The sequence below is a fragment of the Flavicella sediminum genome (assembly GCF_006381105.1).
Lineage (GTDB): Bacteria > Bacteroidota > Bacteroidia > Flavobacteriales > Flavobacteriaceae > Flavicella > Flavicella sediminum.
The window spans coordinates 980,578-995,757 of sequence record NZ_VDET01000002.1 but is presented as its reverse complement, the minus strand read 5'-3'; the positions used below and the strand labels follow the sequence as shown (position 1 = coordinate 995,757).

16 protein-coding genes are annotated in these 15,180 nt (G+C 33.7%); 6 read left to right on the top strand and 10 right to left on the bottom strand.

All coding sequences use genetic code 11. From position 1 onward, the window contains the following. Positions 1 to 10 precede the first annotated feature (10 nt). Both FGM02_RS04485 and FGM02_RS04480 read right to left on the bottom strand, forming a co-directional pair. Positions 11 to 709 (bottom strand): PspA/IM30 family protein, encoded by a 699-nt coding sequence (locus FGM02_RS04485; protein WP_139957115.1) that lies wholly within the window; start codon positions 707 to 709, stop codon positions 11 to 13. A gap of 72 nt (positions 710 to 781) precedes the next feature. Then, on the bottom strand, positions 782 to 1,177 hold the full coding sequence (locus tag FGM02_RS04480; protein WP_139957114.1) for a YbjN domain-containing protein: 396 nt from the start codon (positions 1,175 to 1,177) through the stop codon (positions 782 to 784). A 201-nt stretch (positions 1,178 to 1,378) separates the two neighbouring features. Here FGM02_RS04480 and FGM02_RS04475 point away from each other — a divergent pair, with 201 nt between their 5' ends. Beyond that, on the top strand, positions 1,379 to 2,122 hold the full coding sequence (locus FGM02_RS04475; protein WP_139957113.1) for a helix-turn-helix domain-containing protein: 744 nt from the start codon (positions 1,379 to 1,381) through the stop codon (positions 2,120 to 2,122). A 94-nt stretch (positions 2,123 to 2,216) separates the two neighbouring features. Here FGM02_RS04475 and tyrS read toward each other — a convergent pair whose 3' ends face one another. After that, the gene (gene tyrS, locus FGM02_RS04470) at positions 2,217 to 3,506 is read right to left on the bottom strand and encodes a tyrosine--tRNA ligase (protein ID WP_139957112.1); all 1,290 of its coding nucleotides are present in this window, start codon (positions 3,504 to 3,506) and stop codon (positions 2,217 to 2,219) included. Positions 3,507 to 3,635: 129 nt separating this feature from the next. Between tyrS and FGM02_RS04465 the strand changes: the two genes are divergently transcribed. Next, on the top strand, positions 3,636 to 4,646 hold the full coding sequence (locus tag FGM02_RS04465) for an NAD-dependent epimerase/dehydratase family protein (protein ID WP_139957111.1): 1,011 nt from the start codon (positions 3,636 to 3,638) through the stop codon (positions 4,644 to 4,646). Here FGM02_RS04465 and FGM02_RS04460 read toward each other — a convergent pair. The 3 genes from FGM02_RS04460 to FGM02_RS04450 are packed head-to-tail and all read right to left on the bottom strand — an operon-like array spanning position 4,643 to position 7,337. After that, positions 4,643 to 5,263, bottom strand: coding sequence for a DUF4296 domain-containing protein (locus tag FGM02_RS04460; protein ID WP_139957110.1), 621 nt, complete (start codon positions 5,261 to 5,263; stop codon positions 4,643 to 4,645). The two genes, FGM02_RS04465 and FGM02_RS04460, sit on opposite strands and share 4 nt — an antisense overlap. Positions 5,264 to 5,265: 2 nt before the next feature. Beyond that, positions 5,266 to 6,603 (bottom strand): dihydroorotase, encoded by a 1,338-nt coding sequence (locus tag FGM02_RS04455; protein ID WP_139957109.1) that lies wholly within the window; start codon positions 6,601 to 6,603, stop codon positions 5,266 to 5,268. A 14-nt stretch (positions 6,604 to 6,617) separates the two neighbouring features. Then, complete coding sequence (locus FGM02_RS04450) at positions 6,618 to 7,337, bottom strand: polyprenol monophosphomannose synthase (RefSeq protein WP_139957108.1); 720 nt, start codon at positions 7,335 to 7,337, stop codon at positions 6,618 to 6,620. A 91-nt stretch (positions 7,338 to 7,428) separates the two neighbouring features. Here FGM02_RS04450 and FGM02_RS18405 point away from each other — a divergent pair, with 91 nt between their 5' ends. Together FGM02_RS18405 and FGM02_RS04440 are read left to right on the top strand one after the other, a co-directional pair. After that, entirely contained in the window at positions 7,429 to 8,103 is a 675-nt protein-coding gene (locus FGM02_RS18405) for a DUF4271 domain-containing protein (protein WP_139957107.1), read from the top strand. A 5-nt stretch (positions 8,104 to 8,108) separates the two neighbouring features. Next, the gene (locus FGM02_RS04440) at positions 8,109 to 8,852 is read left to right on the top strand and encodes a uroporphyrinogen-III synthase (protein WP_139957106.1); all 744 of its coding nucleotides are present in this window, start codon (positions 8,109 to 8,111) and stop codon (positions 8,850 to 8,852) included. Between the two features lie 79 nt (positions 8,853 to 8,931). On the opposite strand, the gene radA is transcribed toward FGM02_RS04440, so the two are convergent. The 4 genes from radA to panC all read right to left on the bottom strand — a co-directional run bounded on the left by radA (position 8,932) and on the right by panC (position 12,599). After that, on the bottom strand, positions 8,932 to 10,287 hold the full coding sequence (gene radA / locus FGM02_RS04435; protein ID WP_139957105.1) for a DNA repair protein RadA: 1,356 nt from the start codon (positions 10,285 to 10,287) through the stop codon (positions 8,932 to 8,934). A gap of 77 nt (positions 10,288 to 10,364) precedes the next feature. Next, positions 10,365 to 11,318 (bottom strand): lysylphosphatidylglycerol synthase transmembrane domain-containing protein, encoded by a 954-nt coding sequence (locus FGM02_RS04430; protein ID WP_139957104.1) that lies wholly within the window; start codon positions 11,316 to 11,318, stop codon positions 10,365 to 10,367. A 26-nt stretch (positions 11,319 to 11,344) separates the two neighbouring features. Further along, positions 11,345 to 11,695, bottom strand: a complete 351-nt coding sequence (panD, locus tag FGM02_RS04425) for an aspartate 1-decarboxylase (protein ID WP_139957103.1) — start codon at positions 11,693 to 11,695, stop codon at positions 11,345 to 11,347. A 61-nt stretch (positions 11,696 to 11,756) separates the two neighbouring features. Next, positions 11,757 to 12,599, bottom strand: a complete 843-nt coding sequence (gene panC / locus FGM02_RS04420; RefSeq protein ID WP_139957102.1) for a pantoate--beta-alanine ligase — start codon at positions 12,597 to 12,599, stop codon at positions 11,757 to 11,759. A 103-nt stretch (positions 12,600 to 12,702) separates the two neighbouring features. Here panC and FGM02_RS04415 point away from each other — a divergent pair, with 103 nt between their 5' ends. Continuing rightward, on the top strand, positions 12,703 to 13,512 hold the full coding sequence (locus FGM02_RS04415; RefSeq protein WP_139957101.1) for a glycogen/starch synthase: 810 nt from the start codon (positions 12,703 to 12,705) through the stop codon (positions 13,510 to 13,512). A 20-nt stretch (positions 13,513 to 13,532) separates the two neighbouring features. Continuing rightward, the gene (locus FGM02_RS04410) at positions 13,533 to 15,173 is read left to right on the top strand and encodes a DUF4270 family protein (RefSeq protein ID WP_139957100.1); all 1,641 of its coding nucleotides are present in this window, start codon (positions 13,533 to 13,535) and stop codon (positions 15,171 to 15,173) included. Positions 15,174 to 15,180: the final 7 nt, after the last annotated feature.

The following is a 15,180-nucleotide window of genomic DNA, read 5'->3' as shown; positions in this document are numbered from 1 at the left end:
GGAAATAATTTTACAATCCCATTTGTTTTTTTAGGGCTTCTAGATCGTTATCGGCGTTGGTACTTTTACCGTCTAAGGCTTTGTCAAGTTCTTCGTCAATACTTTTCGAGTCATTGGCAATATCACCATAGGCTTCTGCTAAAGCTTCTTCTTGTGTTACTTTTTCTTTCATTTTTTCTAGCATGTTTACCGTACTAGAACTATCAATGGCTGCCATTTGTTTGTTTAAATTCTTGGTAGCGGTAGATACTTTTACACGAGCTTTAAGGGTTTTTAATTCATTTTCCCATTTGCTAATATTATTTTTCAGGCTGTTTACGTTGGTTTCTAATTGAGAAACAGATTTTGAAAATTTGTCTATTTCAATGGAGCAACGATTTACATGTTCTGTGTTTTCTTCTTTCTTGATCAAAGCTTCTTTTGCTAAGCGATCTCCATTTTCAGCAGAAAGATCTCCTTTTTGTGCTTTTTGTAAAATAAGCATGGCTTTGTTTTGATAATCTTTTGCTTTGGTTTCAAACTGCGTTTTGTCGTTTTGAGAACGGATCAACATGGCTTTTACTTGGGCAAGTCCTTCAAGGGCTTGTGTTAAGTCGTTTTTCATGTCGCGAATCCCTTGTTCAGTCATTTTGATTGGGTCTTCCATTTTGTCAATTGCAGAATGGGCTTCGGCTTTACTTACGTTAAATAATCTTCTAAATATGTTCATGATATGTGTTTTATAAGGGTTGTTTCCGCTAGTGGGTTTAATGGCTCTAAGAATTGCTTTGAGGGATTTTATTTAGGCTTTGGAAAACTGGATGATGTTTTCGGAATATTCACTTAGTAATAAACTCAATGAATTTATAGATCCTTCTAATTCGTTCAAGTCGATGTTTTCAATTTGTAAAGTGTCTCTAAAAATGACTTTCTCTCCTGTTTCGTCAAGTACAAATGCTCCGTGGACTATGTCTCTGTTTTTTTGAAGTAATTGCTGGAAGATATTTTCGCTAGGCTTGTTGATTTTGAAAATATATTGTTCAATAATTAAAATTGGACTGGCAATACCTATAATTAAATTGTCAATCCCTTCATTGCGATTTTGAATCATCAGGATTCCTTCTTGTTCGTCTTCATGAGTGATGTTGTAGTTCAACTCTAGCAAGTAATTTTTAATGGTGTTAAATTGGTCTTTCATATATTTTATTTTGATTTTAATATTACGAAATCTTTTGAACCTAGGAGAGTGCTGTTTTTTAGTTTTTTTTGGTTATTGCTAATTTTTTTAGAACTATCAGTGTTTTCAGTGGATTTACTTCTCTATTTTTGTTACTTTTGATCTTATTGATGTGTCAAATATAGACAATATTAATTAAATTGCAAATAAAATTAGCAAAATATGTCTTTTTTCGGAAAAAATGTTAAAAAAATTAGAGGTGTAAAAAAATTGAGTCAGCAGGCTTTTGCCGACTTATTCTCTTTAAAGAGAGCGACTTTAGGTGCGTATGAAGAGGGTAGAAGTGAGCCGAAGATAGATACGATTATAAAGGTTGCTAATTATTTTAGCATATCTATAGACGATATTTTAACAAAAGAGATTACCGTCAATCAATTGCTGAGTTTTAATGGTGGGATTACAACGGATGTAAATCATGTAGTAAAAGCGGGTTTTGCAGAAGTCCCTTTTGTAAATGACTTGAATGGTAAAATGTTTATAGACGATTTTATCGGGTCGAAGAGTTACGGTTCTTTGCCTAAAATTACGATTCCTTTAGAAGGTGGTTCTGAATTGTTGGCCTTTGCGGTACAAGATTTAAATATGGTTTCTAATGAAGAAGGATTGTTTCCTGGTGATGTTGTGATTGGTGAAAAAAGTTTGCCTAGTGAGTTGGAGGAAGACGATGTTGTTGTTGTTTTGGCAAATGCTAATTTATTTATTAGAAGATATCGCAAGTCGACGGAGAATTACGAATTATTGGCGGACCATATTCGTATTGCGCCAATAACCGTGGCTTTAGATTCTGAAATTTATTTTTGGAAAGTCTCTTGTGTGTTGTTGAAAAGGTATCCAAAATTTGTTTCGAAGCTAGAAGATAGAATGGATCAGATAGATGCAAAATTAAGACGTTTGTCGTCTAAATAATATAAAAACCTAACAGGTTTTCAAAACCTGTTAGGTCTAAAGTTTAAATGGTTGGTTAATGTTTTTAAAATGCTAAAGGCTAATAGCCAAAAGCTTAGTTTACTTTCAATAGGAAATAACTTTTTTTACCTCTTTGTAAAAGCACATATTTGTTAGCAATCAAATCGTTGCTTGTGATAGAAAAATCATCTTTTACTTTTTCTTTGTTTACAGAAATAGAATTTTCTTTTAAAGCTCTTCTTACTTCCCCATTAGATTTTAAGAAACCTGTATCTGCAAAAGCAGCTACAATATCAAATCCTTCTTCAATTTGAGATTTTGAAATTTCTGTTTGTGGTACTCCAGAAAAGACATCTAAAAATGTTTGTTCATCTAACGATTTCAAATCGTCTGCCGTAGATTTTCCAAATAAAATATTAGAAGCTTTTAAGGCGTTTTCGTAATCTTCTTCAGAATGAACTAAAACGGTAACTTCTTTTGCAATTGTTTTTTGCAACAAACGTGTATGAGGAGCTTCAGCATGTTCTGCTATTAATTGCTCAACGGTTTCTTTGTCTAAAAAAGTGAATTTTTTAATAAAATCTTTAGAGTCTTCGTCAGAAGAATTTAACCAGTATTGGTAAAATTTATAAACAGAAGTTCTTGCCTTGTCTAGCCAAATATTTCCACCTTCCGATTTTCCGAATTTCGTTCCATCTGCTTTTGTAATCAATGGGCAAGTCATGGCGTATGCTTTTCCTTGTGCTTTTCTACGAACTAATTCTGTTCCTGTGGTAATATTTCCCCACTGGTCAGAACCACCCATTTGTAGCTTGCAGTTTTTGTTTTCATATAAATGTAAGAAATCATATCCTTGAAACAGTTGGTAGGTAAATTCTGTAAAAGACATTCCGTCTCCATCACCACTTACACGTTTTTTTACGGATTCTTTGGCCATCATATAATTAACGGTCAAATGTTTTCCGATATCTCTAACAAAATCGATCAAAGAAAATTCTTTCATCCAATCGTAGTTGTTAACCAATTCTGCGGCATTTGCTGCGTCGCTGTTAAAGTCTAAAAAACGTTCTAATTGACCTTTTACACCTGCTATATTTTTATTTAAAGCCTCTTCGTCGAGCAAATTTCTTTCTGCTGATTTCCCAGAAGGATCTCCAATCATTCCTGTAGCACCACCTACCAAAGCAATAGGTTTGTGACCAGATCTTTGAAAATGCATTAAAATGATGATTGGAATAAGACTTCCAATATGCAAGGAGTCTGCTGTTGGATCAAAACCAATATAACCTGTCGTAACTTCTTTAGCTAATAACTCATCAGTTCCGGGCATCATGTCGTGCAACATGCCTCTCCATTTTAATTCTTCAACGAAATTTGTTGTCATTTTATTTAATTTTTGGCAAATATAGTGATTCGTTTATAAGCTTCAAAGAACAGTCTAATCAAAGCTTAAGGGCAAACAAATAAAATAATTCCTTGGTTGTAATTCGTAATTTTAATTTATTTTCGTTGCATGATATTAGTTACAGGAGGTACGGGAATGCTTGGGGCACATTTGTTGTTTCAATTAGTGGCAGCAGGTGAAAAAGTTCGAGCTATTTATCGTTCTGAAAAATCATTAGCAAAGGCAAAAAAAGTCTTTGGATATTATACCTCCGAGGTAGCTTCGGTGTTTTCTAAAATTGATTGGATTCAAGCAGATATAACGGATGTTCCAACTTTAGAAACAGCCTTTGTTGGCGTGAAAAAAGTATATCATATTGCGGCTTTGGTTTCTTTTGATGAAGCTGATTATTTACATATGCGAGCTATAAATATTGAAGGAACAGCAAATGTGGTCAATTTGTGTGTGGCTTTTGGGGTTGAAAAAATAGCGTTTGTAAGTTCCATTGCTGCTTTGGCAAAATCTGTTTCCAAAAATTTTATTGATGAGACGGATGAGTTCAATATTGAGACAAATAATTACAGCTATGCCATTACAAAATTTGGAGCAGAAATGGAAGTTTGGAGAGGAGCTCAGGAAGGATTGGATGTTTTTGTGGTCAATCCAGGGGTGATTTTAGGTCCTGGTTTTTGGAATGAAAATTCAGGAACGTTATTTACGATGGTAGCAAAAGGTTCTCCTTTTTATACAGAAGGTGTTACCGGTTTTGTTGGTGTTGATGATGTGGTTCGTGTTTTAATTCAAGGAATGAATTCGAAAGTGAAAAACGAACGTTTTGTGCTAGTTTCGGAAAATAAAAGCTTTAAAGAAATCTTGTTTTATGTGGCAGAATCCTTAGGTGTTTCAAAACCTAAAGTAAAAGTGACTTCTTTAATTGCTGGAATTGGTTGGCGTTTGTCTTGGTTAAAATCGAAACTAACAGGTACGGTAAATACGTTTTCAAAACACACGGCCAAATCAGCCAATAATAAGTCTTTTTATAGCAATAGCAAAGTGAAGCGGACTTTCAGTTTTGAGTTTGAAAACATGGAAACAGTGGTGGCGGGTATTTGTGAAAAATACCAATCCGATAAATCTTAATTTAGTGCTGTTTTCTTTATGGCTAAACTGTCAATTTCTTGTAATATTTCGGCATTTTTTATAGAGTCATTTTCTTTAACAACCATTCTTAGGCTGTCTAGTTTTCCAGATTTTTGAAATACTTTTATCTTTTCTAAATTGTATCTAGCCGTTGTGTCAATAATGGTTTTATTAATGCTGTCAAGGAAAATAGAATCCAAGGTATAAGTGACTTTTATCAAGGAGTCTTTTATAAATTTCACCTGTTTGATACTGTCTTTAGTAATCGAATCTCTTTCTTTTTTCAAAGAAGAGAAGTCTTTGTTTAGTTTTTCAATACGATCTTTTACACGTTCGTAAATAATTTCGTAATCGTCTATTTTAGTGGTGTAGTAATAATTACTTCTTCTAAACTGTGCGCTGTCTATGCCATGTTTTTCATAAACTAAAAAAGTGTAATCTATATTTCTTTTTCCGTTAGTGTTTTTACTTGTTTTAGCTGCGGTTGTTAAGTATAGATCCGTCAATAAGTCCACCATTTTATCTTCACCGATTAAGTCGTCAGGTTTTTTAAAAATAGTGTTACTTGTGCAGGAAGCAATACAAACAAAAAGAAATAAATAGAGAATGCTACGCATGTTTATCTGTTAAATTCAATTCTTTTCCCTTTGATTTCATCGTTGAAGTTGCCTTCATTGTAAATCAATTTTCCATTGACAAAAGTATGTGTAATTGTCGATTTGAATTCTGTTCCTTCAAAAGGAGACCAACCACATTTGTACAATGTATTTTCCTTAGTAGCCGTCCACGATTTGTCTAAGTCAACCAAAACTAAATCGGCATAAAAACCTTCTTTAATATATCCTCTTCTGTCAATTTCAAACAAAATAGCAGGATTGTGACACATTTTTTCAACCACTTTTTCCAAAGAAATTTTACCTTCTTTAACATAATTGATCATTGCAGGAAGTGCATGTTGAACCAAAGGTCCTCCACTTGGAGCTTTTGTATAATTGTTTAGTTTTTCTTCTAAAGTATGAGGTGCATGGTCTGTCGCAATTACATCAATTCTATCGTCTAACAAAGCTTCCCATAAACCTTTTTTGTCGGCTGCCGTTTTTACAGCTGGATTCCACTTGATAAAAGTTCCTTTTTCGTCGTAGTCCTTGTCTTCAAAAGTTAAGTGATGTATGCAAACTTCCGAAGTGATTTTTTTATCCTTTAAAGGAATATCATTGCTGAACAACTCAGTTTCTTTGGCTGTAGATAGATGAAAAATATGCAATCTTGCTCCAGTTTCTTTTGCTAATTGAATGGCTTTCGAAGAAGATAAATAACAAGCTTCTTCACTTCTAATAATTGGATGGTACTTTATAGGAATGTCATCTCCGAACTTGTCGTGGTATTCTTTAAAATTTCTTTTAATAGTTCCTTCATCTTCACAGTGAACAGAAATAAGCATTTTTGTGGAAGAAAATATTTTTCTTAAAACATCTTGATCATCTACCAACATGTTTCCTGTAGAGGAGCCTAAGAATAATTTGATTCCGGCAACCTTGCTAGGATCTGTTTTAAGTAATTCTTCTAAATTGTCATTGGTACCACCAAACATAAAAGAATAGTTAACGTAAGAAGTCTCGCTTGCGCGAACAAATTTCTTTTCTAGTTCTTCTTGTGTTGTTGCTTGAGGCACTGTGTTGGGCATTTCAATAAAGGTGGTAATCCCTCCAGCTGCAGCAGCTCTACTTTCCGTACCAATATTTGCTTTGTGCGTTAGGCCAGGTTCACGAAAGTGAACTTGATCGTCTATGGCTCCAGGTAATAAGTGTTTTCCCTTAGCGTCTATTACTGTACTTCCTTCAGGAGCGGTAATATTAGTGCCAATTTTTTTTATAAAATCACCTTCAATTAATACATCCGTAGCTACGGTTTTGCCTTCATTAACGATGTTTGTGTTTTTTATAAGAATACTACTCATTGCTGTAAGTTTTATTATTTTAATCCTCTTAATCTTAATTTTATAACGCCAAAAATAGCTTCAGAAATAATAGAGCTGTTCATTTTTGAAGTTCCGGCCGTTCTGTCTGTAAAAACAATTGGCACTTCTATAATTGGAAATTTATGTTTCCAGGTTTTAAATTTCATTTCTATTTGAAAAGCATACCCCACAAATTTTATTTTGTCGAGAATGATCGTTTCTAATACTTCTCTGTGGTAGCAAACAAACCCTGCTGTTGTGTCATACAAGGGGATTCCTGTAATTATTTGAACGTATTTTGAAGCAAAATAAGAAAGTAACAAGCGTTTGATATTCCAGTTAACAACATTTACATTGTTGTTGATATATCTGGATCCAATAGATAATTTGGCATTTCGTAAAGTACAAGCTTCGTATAATTTAATTAGGTCTTTTGGGTTGTGAGAGAAATCAGCATCCATCTCAATAATATAGGTATACGTTCTTTGTAAAGCCCATTTAAATCCATGAATATAAGCGCTGCCCAATCCTTTTTTTCCGATTCTTTTTTCTAAAAACAAACGGTCTGGATATTCTTTTTGAAGGGCTTGTACGGCTTCTGAAGTTCCGTCCTTAGAATTGTCATCTACAATTAAAATATGAAATTTTTTTTCCAAACTAAAAACAGCCTTAATAATGGCGTTGATGTTTTCAATTTCATTTAAAGTAGGGATTATGACAAGTGTATCTGACATCTCATTAATTAAATTTGGCTACAAATGTATGATATTTTATTCCTAATTTTGCGTTAAAGGTTTGCCTAATTTAATTTTAGCCTAAGGCTTGATGTTTATGAATATTGCGGTTGATAGAGTCTTTCAGAGTAGTGATTGGATAGTTTTGGTGTTTTTTTTAATTTTTGGATTATTGGCTGTTTTAAAACTGCTTTATCCTAAAAGACTCAATGCTTTTTTAGGCTGCTTTTTTTCTAAAAATTATTTTTTGGATTATGCCACAGAACTGCAAGAGAAATACAGTCTATTTCATTTTTTCTTATTATTTGTACAGAATTTAATCGGGGCTTTGTTTCTTTATGTTTTTGTGATAAAATTGGATAGCAATGCAGTCGCATTCGAGTTCGGAGGCTATCTTAAAATTTTAGCAGGGCTCACATTGTATCTTTTTTGTCAGATGGTATTGGGTAGACTTGTGGCTTTTCTTTTTCGAATAGATGATTTGTATGAAGGGTTTTTCTTGTTGAAATTTAGTTACTTAAAAGTAATTACAATTTATAGTTTACCTGTGCTATTGCTTTGGATTTATTCTTTTCCCGGGAGTAGTTTTATGAGTTTTGTTGCTGTGGGTTTTGTGTCGATATTGTTGATTGCTAGGTGGTTTTTAATCGTTATCAATAAGATAACATTGTTTAAGATGAATTCGTTTTATTTTATTTTGTACATTTGCACCCTTGAAATAGTACCCTTAGTTTTAGTTATAAAGCTAATGATACAAATAAATTAAGTGATATGAAAGTGAAAACTATTTTGGTTTCTCAGCCAGAACCTAAGGAACATTCTCCTTATTTTGATTTGTCGGAAAAACAAAAAGTAAAAATAGATTTTAGATCGTTTATTCATGTAGAAGGAATTTCTGTCAAAGAAGTAAGAGCTCAAAAAATAGACTTAAAAGAATTTACAGCAATTATTCTAACCAGTAGAAATGCAGTAGATCACTTTTTTAGAATAGCAGAAGAAATGCGTTTTAAAGTGCCGGATGACTTGAAGTATTTTTGTCAATCTGAAGCGGTTGCCTACTATTTACAGAAATATGTGGTGTATAGAAAACGTAAAATTTATGTTGGACTAAGAACATTTCCTGAATTAGGAAAATTAATTAAAAAGCATAAGACAGAAAATTTCTTGTTGCCTTCTTCAGATAAACTAAAAGACTTGATTCCTGAGACACTAGATAGTTTAGGTGTAAAATGGAAAAGAGCTGATTTGTATAAAACTGTCGTAAGTGATTTGTCTGATTTGGAAGATGTATTTTACGATGTGTTGGTTTTCTTTAGCCCATCAGGAATAGATTCTTTGTTTCAAAACTTTCCAAATTTCAAACAAAACGATACGAGAATTGCCGTGTTTGGTAATTCAACAGTAAAAGCGGCTACAGATGCTGGTTTAAAAATTGATATTCAAGCACCGACTCCAGAAACTCCGTCAATGACAATGGCTTTGGATAAGTACATCAAAGGGGAAAATAAAAAATAAGATTTTTCTTACAAAATAATAAATGCCGTTTTAGTAGTCCTAAAACGGCATTTTTTTGTGCTTAATTTTGTTTTGAATTTTAAAATAACAAATGGTAAATTTCTTCAATTTTTGAAATGGACATGATTTCAATATTGTGTTCTTTTTGAGAGAATTTATTGAATTTTGAAATAAAAATTTTATCGAAACCTAGTTTTTCAGCTTCTGAGATTCGTTGCTCAATTCTGTTTACAGGGCGTATTTCACCAGACAAACCAATTTCTGCTGCAAAACAATAATTTTGCGGAATGGCTTCGTCATTGTTGGATGATAAAATTGAAATGACCACAGCTAAGTCGATGGCTGGGTCGTCTACATGGATTCCACCAGTAATATTTAAAAATACATCTTTGGCGCCCAATCTAAATCCTGCTCGTTTTTCTAAAACAGCTAAAATCATGTTCAGGCGTTTTAAGTTGTAGCCCGTAGCCGATCTCTGTGGTGTTCCGTAAACCGCTGTGCTTACCAAGGCTTGGACTTCAATCATTAACGGACGCATGCCTTCTTGGGTGGCTGCAATAGCTGTTCCGCTTAGGTCGTCGTCTTTTTCGCTGATTAGTATTTCCGAAGGATTGGTTACTTCTCTTAAACCATTGCTTAACATTTCGTAAATACCTAATTCAGCAGTTGAGCCAAATCTGTTTTTTTGTGAACGTAAGATACGGTAGGTGTGATTTCGATCTCCTTCAAATTGTAAAACAACATCTACCATGTGTTCTAAAATTTTAGGGCCGGCAATGCTTCCTTCTTTGTTGATGTGTCCAATAACAAGAACAGGAGTGGCTGTTTCTTTGGCGAATTTTATCAGCTCTGCCGTAGTTTCCTTTATTTGAGAAACCGTTCCAGGAGAAGCGTCTATTTGATTGGTGTAAAGAGTTTGTATGGAGTCAATGACTAAAACTTCAGGTTCATTTTCTTCAATGCTTTTGAAAATGGCTTGCGTGTTTGTTTCTGTAAGAATAAGACAATTTGAATTTTTTGAGTGCAAACGTTCAGCTCTCATTTTTATTTGCGACTGGCTTTCTTCTCCAGAAACATACAATATTCTTTGCTGCATTTGCAACGCAATTTGTAGTAGTAAAGTAGATTTTCCGATGCCTGGTTCTCCACCAAGTAAAATAACGGAGCCTGGTACTAATCCGCCACCTAATACGGTGTTTAGTTCGTTGTTGTGCGTGTGTATTCTTTGTTCTTTTCGAATTTCAATGGCTGCAATTGGCAGTGCTTTATTTATTGTTTTGGTAGCGCTGCTTTGTTTCCAAGTTCGTTTTTCTTCTTTTTGAATAATTTCTTCGGTAATGGTGTTCCATTGGCTACAAGTACCACACTGTCCCATCCATTTTGGGTGTTGGGTGCCACAATTTTGACAAAAAAAAGTTGTTTTGACTTTACTCATTTCAAGGTGTATGAAAAATTGAGTTGTAAATATATGCTTAAAGAGCTTAGCTTAGAAATAGCATTGCATTTTTATAGCTAAGATTGTAAACGTTTTTTGTTGTAAAGTGGCAATAATAGAAATGAAAGTCCACCAAACACTAAAACCATTAAAGTTTGAGAGCTCCACATAATCCATCCAAAACTTGCACCGCCTGAATAAGAAACTCCATAAAGCAATAAGGCTTGTTGGATGGCGATTGGGTAAGCTCCAATTCCACCGTTGGTAGCAGCATAGCTAAATGTACCTACAACAAAACTAATAAGTACTGCGTTGATGGAAATAGAGGCTGTTTCTGGAATGGCAAATTTTGCTGCGTACAGCATTAAAATATACATGATCCAAATAAAGAAGGTGTGGAAAATAAAAGCCCACTTTTTTTTCATGGTCAATAAACTTTTAACGCCGTCAACAAGACCAGAAATAAAGGTTCGTAATTTTATAAAAACAGGTTTTTTAGATTTTTTAACCCATTTTAAAAATAGGTAAATACAGCTGATTACAAGTAGAGCAATGATAGCTGAGTACAAAGGGTTTTTAGGAAGTTTTGAAACAATGATATTTTTAATCAATTCGTACTGAGCTAAAAAAGCGAGTAAAATAAATAACATATACATCACCAAATCGGCAACTCTTTCTGCTACAATGGTTCCAAACCCTTTTTCAAAAGGAACGTCTTCGTATTCTGCAAGAACGGCCGCTCTAGAGAGTTCTCCCGCCCTAGGAATTCCTAGATTTACTAAGTAAGCAATAATAACCGCGAATGCACTATTTAAAAATTTAGGTTTGTAACCTAATGGCTCTAGCATAAACTTCCAACGATAGGCTCTTGAAAAATGACTTAATACACCAAGAAAAAGCGAAAGAGCAACCCACCAATAGTTTGCTGTTTTAAATGCAGTTTTTGTTTCTTCAATCTCTGTATTTGTCATTTTAGACAAAGAGATCCATATTAGAAATACACCAATACCAAGTGGTAAGGTGATTTTCATTAATTTTTTAATGTTTACTGCCAAAATTACGTAAGTGAATTGTCTGATTCGTTAGGGAAAACTAAAGAGGGAGTGAAGTTTTTAGCTTCTTCAAAATCCATGGTTGCGTAAGAAATAATAATGACAATATCTCCTTTGGCTACTTTTCTTGCAGCAGGTCCGTTTAAAGTAATTTCACCACTTTTTCTTTCGCCAGGAATTACATAAGTTTCCAAGCGTTCTCCGTTGTTTATATTTACGATTTGGACTTTTTCACCTTCAATTAAGTTGGATGCATCCATTAAATCTTTGTCAATAGTAATGCTTCCAATGTACTGTAAATCAGCACCGGTAACTTTGACTCTATGTATCTTCGATTTTACTACTTCTATTTGCATGGCGCAAAATTAGTGAATTTGTGTGAATTGAGTATTCTTAGTGAATAAATTTCATTCAGAATTAAAGGCTAATATTATCTATGAGACGGATTTTGTCAGCAAAAACGGCAATAAAAGCTCTGTATTTTTTATTGTTTTCTCTCTTGATAGCTGTTTTTAAAGTGTCTTCTTCTGCAATTTCAAAGTACTCTAGGTTAAGTGTTTTATGTTTTTTAAATTGTTCGCTTACCCAGCTGTTAATTTCTGTAAAACTGTGCTTGGCAATTTTATTTTGTGCCTCTTTTAGTGTTTTGTAAATAAACGGGGCGTCCTTTCTTTGTTGATCGGTAAGTCTAGTGTTTCTAGAGCTCATAGCAAGTCCGTCCTCTTCTCTATGAATTGGGCAGCCAATAATTTTGATGTCTAATTTTTCGAGTTCTACCAATTTTTTTATGATTTGTAATTGTTGGAAATCTTTTTCTCCAAAATAGGCAATATTCGGCATCGTAATAAGAAAGAATTTTTTAACAATGGTGCCAACACCATCAAAATGACCTGCTCTATGCTTGCCTTCCATTTGTTGTTCCAATCCGTCAAATAAGAATTTTTGAGAGCTAATGTTGTTGTCGTAAATTTCGTTAGCCTTAGGTGTGAAAACAAAATCGCACCCCGATTTTTCTAGTAATTCTAAATCTTTTTCAATAGTAATAGGGTAATTTGTTAAGTCTTCTTGCTTGTCAAATTGAGTAGGATTTACAAAAATACTTACCACAGTAATGTCATTTTCGGCAATAGACTTTTCTACTAAGGAAATATGACCTTTATGTAAAGCACCCATGGTAGGAATTAATCCAATGGTATTGTTTGATGATTTTAAGCGACTTAGAGTGTTGCTTATTTCCCTAATTTCTGAGATTACTTTCATGGTTTGTTCGTGATAAATGACTGCAAACTTAGTATTTTAACATGAAATTAGCATAAAAATTCGTACTTTTGCAAGATTCTTTAAAAACCCAAATAGTTAGCAAATGAAAGATAAGAGAGTTTTGTACGTTTCTTCTGAGGTATTACCATACTTGCCAGAAACAGAAATGTCGTCAATGTCGTTTGAAGCAGCAAGAAAAGCCCATCATAAAGGAGTACAGACTAGAATCTTTATGCCAAGATATGGAGTTATTAACGAAAGAAGATACCAGTTGCATGAAGTGATTCGTTTGTCTGGAATGAATTTGATTGTCAATGATATGGATATGCCATTGATTATAAAAGTAGCATCTATTCCGAAGGAAAGAATGCAGGTGTACTTTATAGATAACGAAGAGTATTTTAAGAGAAAAGCAACATTTAAGGATGAGAATTCTGAGTTGTTTACAGACAATGACGAAAGAGCGATCTTTTTTGCAAAAGGTGTTATAGAAACGGTTAAAAAACTAAATTGGGCACCAGATATCATTCACGTGCATGGATGGATGGCTTCTTTATTACCCTTGTATTTAAAAGAATATTACAAAGACGATCCTTTGTTTGCTGATAGTAAAATTGTTACTTCATTGTATAGTTCAGATTTTGAAGGAGCTTTGAATTCTAGTTTGATAGATAAGGTAAAGTTTGATAATATCTCTGACGATAAGGCAGAAATATTAAAAGTGCCAAACCATTTAAACATCATGAAAAGCGCTATTGCAAATTCAGATGGAGTTATCAAAGCAAGTGAAGATTTGTCAAATGAATTGTCAGAGTTTATTACAGCTCAAAACATGCCTTCTTTAGAGTTTTTATCTGAAGATACTTTTGCAGATGCTTATTTGGACTTCTACACGAACGAAGTATTAAATTAAATATACCCTTAAAAAAATTGATGACAAAATATAGTTTAAATACGTTGAAAGGAGCCTTGCTTTTTTCAACGTTATTGTTTTTTTGCACTTCATGTGAAAATGATTTAGAAAGTGTTCAGCCTGGTTTTATTACAGATAATAAAAATTTTGTAACAGAAGACTACAGCTTTGATAACGATCCTGTGCTTGCTACGGTACCTGTAGATAAAGTGGCTTCAGATAATTTGTCAGAGTATTTACTAGGAGTAAAACTAGAAGATACTTTTGGAGAGCTAAAAGCGGCAATTGCTACACAGGTTTTATTAGATGGTAATGGCTTTTCTGCTACTTTTCCTTCTTTTGACGTGGCAGATACAACGCATATAAAAGTGGAACGAAAATTAGATGGTGCTTTTTTAGTGTTGCCTTATTATTCTACTATAGATAGTGATTCTGAAACAAGAGCTTATCAGTTGGATTCTGTTTTTGGAGACAAGGCAGGAACTTTAGATTTTAAAGTAAGTCAGTTAGGTGAGTTTTTAACTGCGTTAAATCCTGATGCTCCTGCAAAAAGTAATAGTTATTATTCAGACCATGATTTTCAGGATATTCCATTTGAAAGAACTTTGGGAACGGCATCTGTAACTCCAAATGCAATTGATACGGTGTATTATTTCAATCGAAATACAGCAGGAGTGGTCATGAAAGATTCAATTATTTTAACAAATGCTTCTCCGTTTATAACCATACCACTGTCAGAAGATATTGCATATTTTGAGGATGCTTTTTTAGAGGAGTTTCCAAAAGACAGTTTGCAGTCTTTGTCGGATACATTTAAAGCAAATGCCGATTTTACACGTTTCTTTAAAGGAATTTATATAGAGCCAACGGGAGCTACAAAAACTTTATTGTCGTTGCCTATTGCTAGTGGCTTCATTAGTTTTAATTATACAGAGTACGTTACAGGACGTGTTGGAGGTGTAGATGGTATCGCATTGGATACAATTTATAAACAAGAAAGCTTGTCTATGTCGGGAGGTATTGCTGTAAGTAATTATACACATAATCATGACTTGGAAGATGATCAGACTAATAAGTTGTACCTGCAAGGTGCGGGTGGTTACGAAGTCTCAATCGATTTATTTGGAGATGCAGGTGCTTCAACTACAATTGAAAAAATGCGTGATGAAGCAAATAATGACAATGGTAATTTACAGTGGTTGGTGAATGAAGCTGTTTTGGAAGTGTTTGTAGATGAATCGAATACTCCTGAGTTGAATGATACTAATGTTTATGTCTATAAAGATACAGAGATTGCTTTTCCAGCACGTTTGTTTTTGTATAGAAATAAGGAAGGTTCTTTATTACAGATAGAAGACTATTTTAACGCTTCTTTTTCTTCAGTACAAGGATTATTGAGTAGAGTAGAGGATCTTGATGAAAGTGGAGTAGGATTGGAAACATACACGTATTCTTACAAGTTTTATCTTACAGATTATATAAAAGAGTTAATAGATTTTGACAGCACAGAAAATATGGATCAATTGATGTTGAAGGTTTATGTACCCGGAGACACGCCAACTACGACTAGTGATGTTAATGTTGATACGAGAAATTGGCAACATAAAGGTGTTGTGTTGGCTGCTGATAAAACAGATTTACGAATTAATTATTCAAAATAAATAATCA

What these genes read in the sequence shown, in the direction of transcription:
- FGM02_RS04460 (WP_139957110.1), bottom strand. Translation starts at nt 5,263, where the DNA reads ATGCGTAGCATTCTCTATTTATTTCTTTTTGTTTGTATTGCTTCCTGC.
- FGM02_RS04410 (WP_139957100.1), top strand. Translation starts at nt 13,533, where the DNA reads ATGACAAAATATAGTTTAAATACGTTGAAAGGAGCCTTGCTTTTTTCA.
- panC (WP_139957102.1), bottom strand. Translation starts at nt 12,599, where the DNA reads ATGAAAGTAATCTCAGAAATTAGGGAAATAAGCAACACTCTAAGTCGC.
- FGM02_RS18405 (WP_139957107.1), top strand. Translation starts at nt 7,429, where the DNA reads ATGTTTATGAATATTGCGGTTGATAGAGTCTTTCAGAGTAGTGATTGG.
- FGM02_RS04475 (WP_139957113.1), top strand. Translation starts at nt 1,379, where the DNA reads ATGTCTTTTTTCGGAAAAAATGTTAAAAAAATTAGAGGTGTAAAAAAA.
- FGM02_RS04415 (WP_139957101.1), top strand. Translation starts at nt 12,703, where the DNA reads ATGAAAGATAAGAGAGTTTTGTACGTTTCTTCTGAGGTATTACCATAC.
- FGM02_RS04480 (WP_139957114.1), bottom strand. Translation starts at nt 1,177, where the DNA reads ATGAAAGACCAATTTAACACCATTAAAAATTACTTGCTAGAGTTGAAC.
- panD (WP_139957103.1), bottom strand. Translation starts at nt 11,695, where the DNA reads ATGCAAATAGAAGTAGTAAAATCGAAGATACATAGAGTCAAAGTTACC.
- FGM02_RS04465 (WP_139957111.1), top strand. Translation starts at nt 3,636, where the DNA reads ATGATATTAGTTACAGGAGGTACGGGAATGCTTGGGGCACATTTGTTG.
- FGM02_RS04455 (WP_139957109.1), bottom strand. Translation starts at nt 6,603, where the DNA reads ATGAGTAGTATTCTTATAAAAAACACAAACATCGTTAATGAAGGCAAA.
- FGM02_RS04440 (WP_139957106.1), top strand. Translation starts at nt 8,109, where the DNA reads ATGAAAGTGAAAACTATTTTGGTTTCTCAGCCAGAACCTAAGGAACAT.
- FGM02_RS04430 (WP_139957104.1), bottom strand. Translation starts at nt 11,318, where the DNA reads ATGAAAATCACCTTACCACTTGGTATTGGTGTATTTCTAATATGGATC.
- FGM02_RS04450 (WP_139957108.1), bottom strand. Translation starts at nt 7,337, where the DNA reads ATGTCAGATACACTTGTCATAATCCCTACTTTAAATGAAATTGAAAAC.
- FGM02_RS04485 (WP_139957115.1), bottom strand. Translation starts at nt 709, where the DNA reads ATGAACATATTTAGAAGATTATTTAACGTAAGTAAAGCCGAAGCCCAT.
- tyrS (WP_139957112.1), bottom strand. Translation starts at nt 3,506, where the DNA reads ATGACAACAAATTTCGTTGAAGAATTAAAATGGAGAGGCATGTTGCAC.
- radA (WP_139957105.1), bottom strand. Translation starts at nt 10,287, where the DNA reads ATGAGTAAAGTCAAAACAACTTTTTTTTGTCAAAATTGTGGCACCCAA.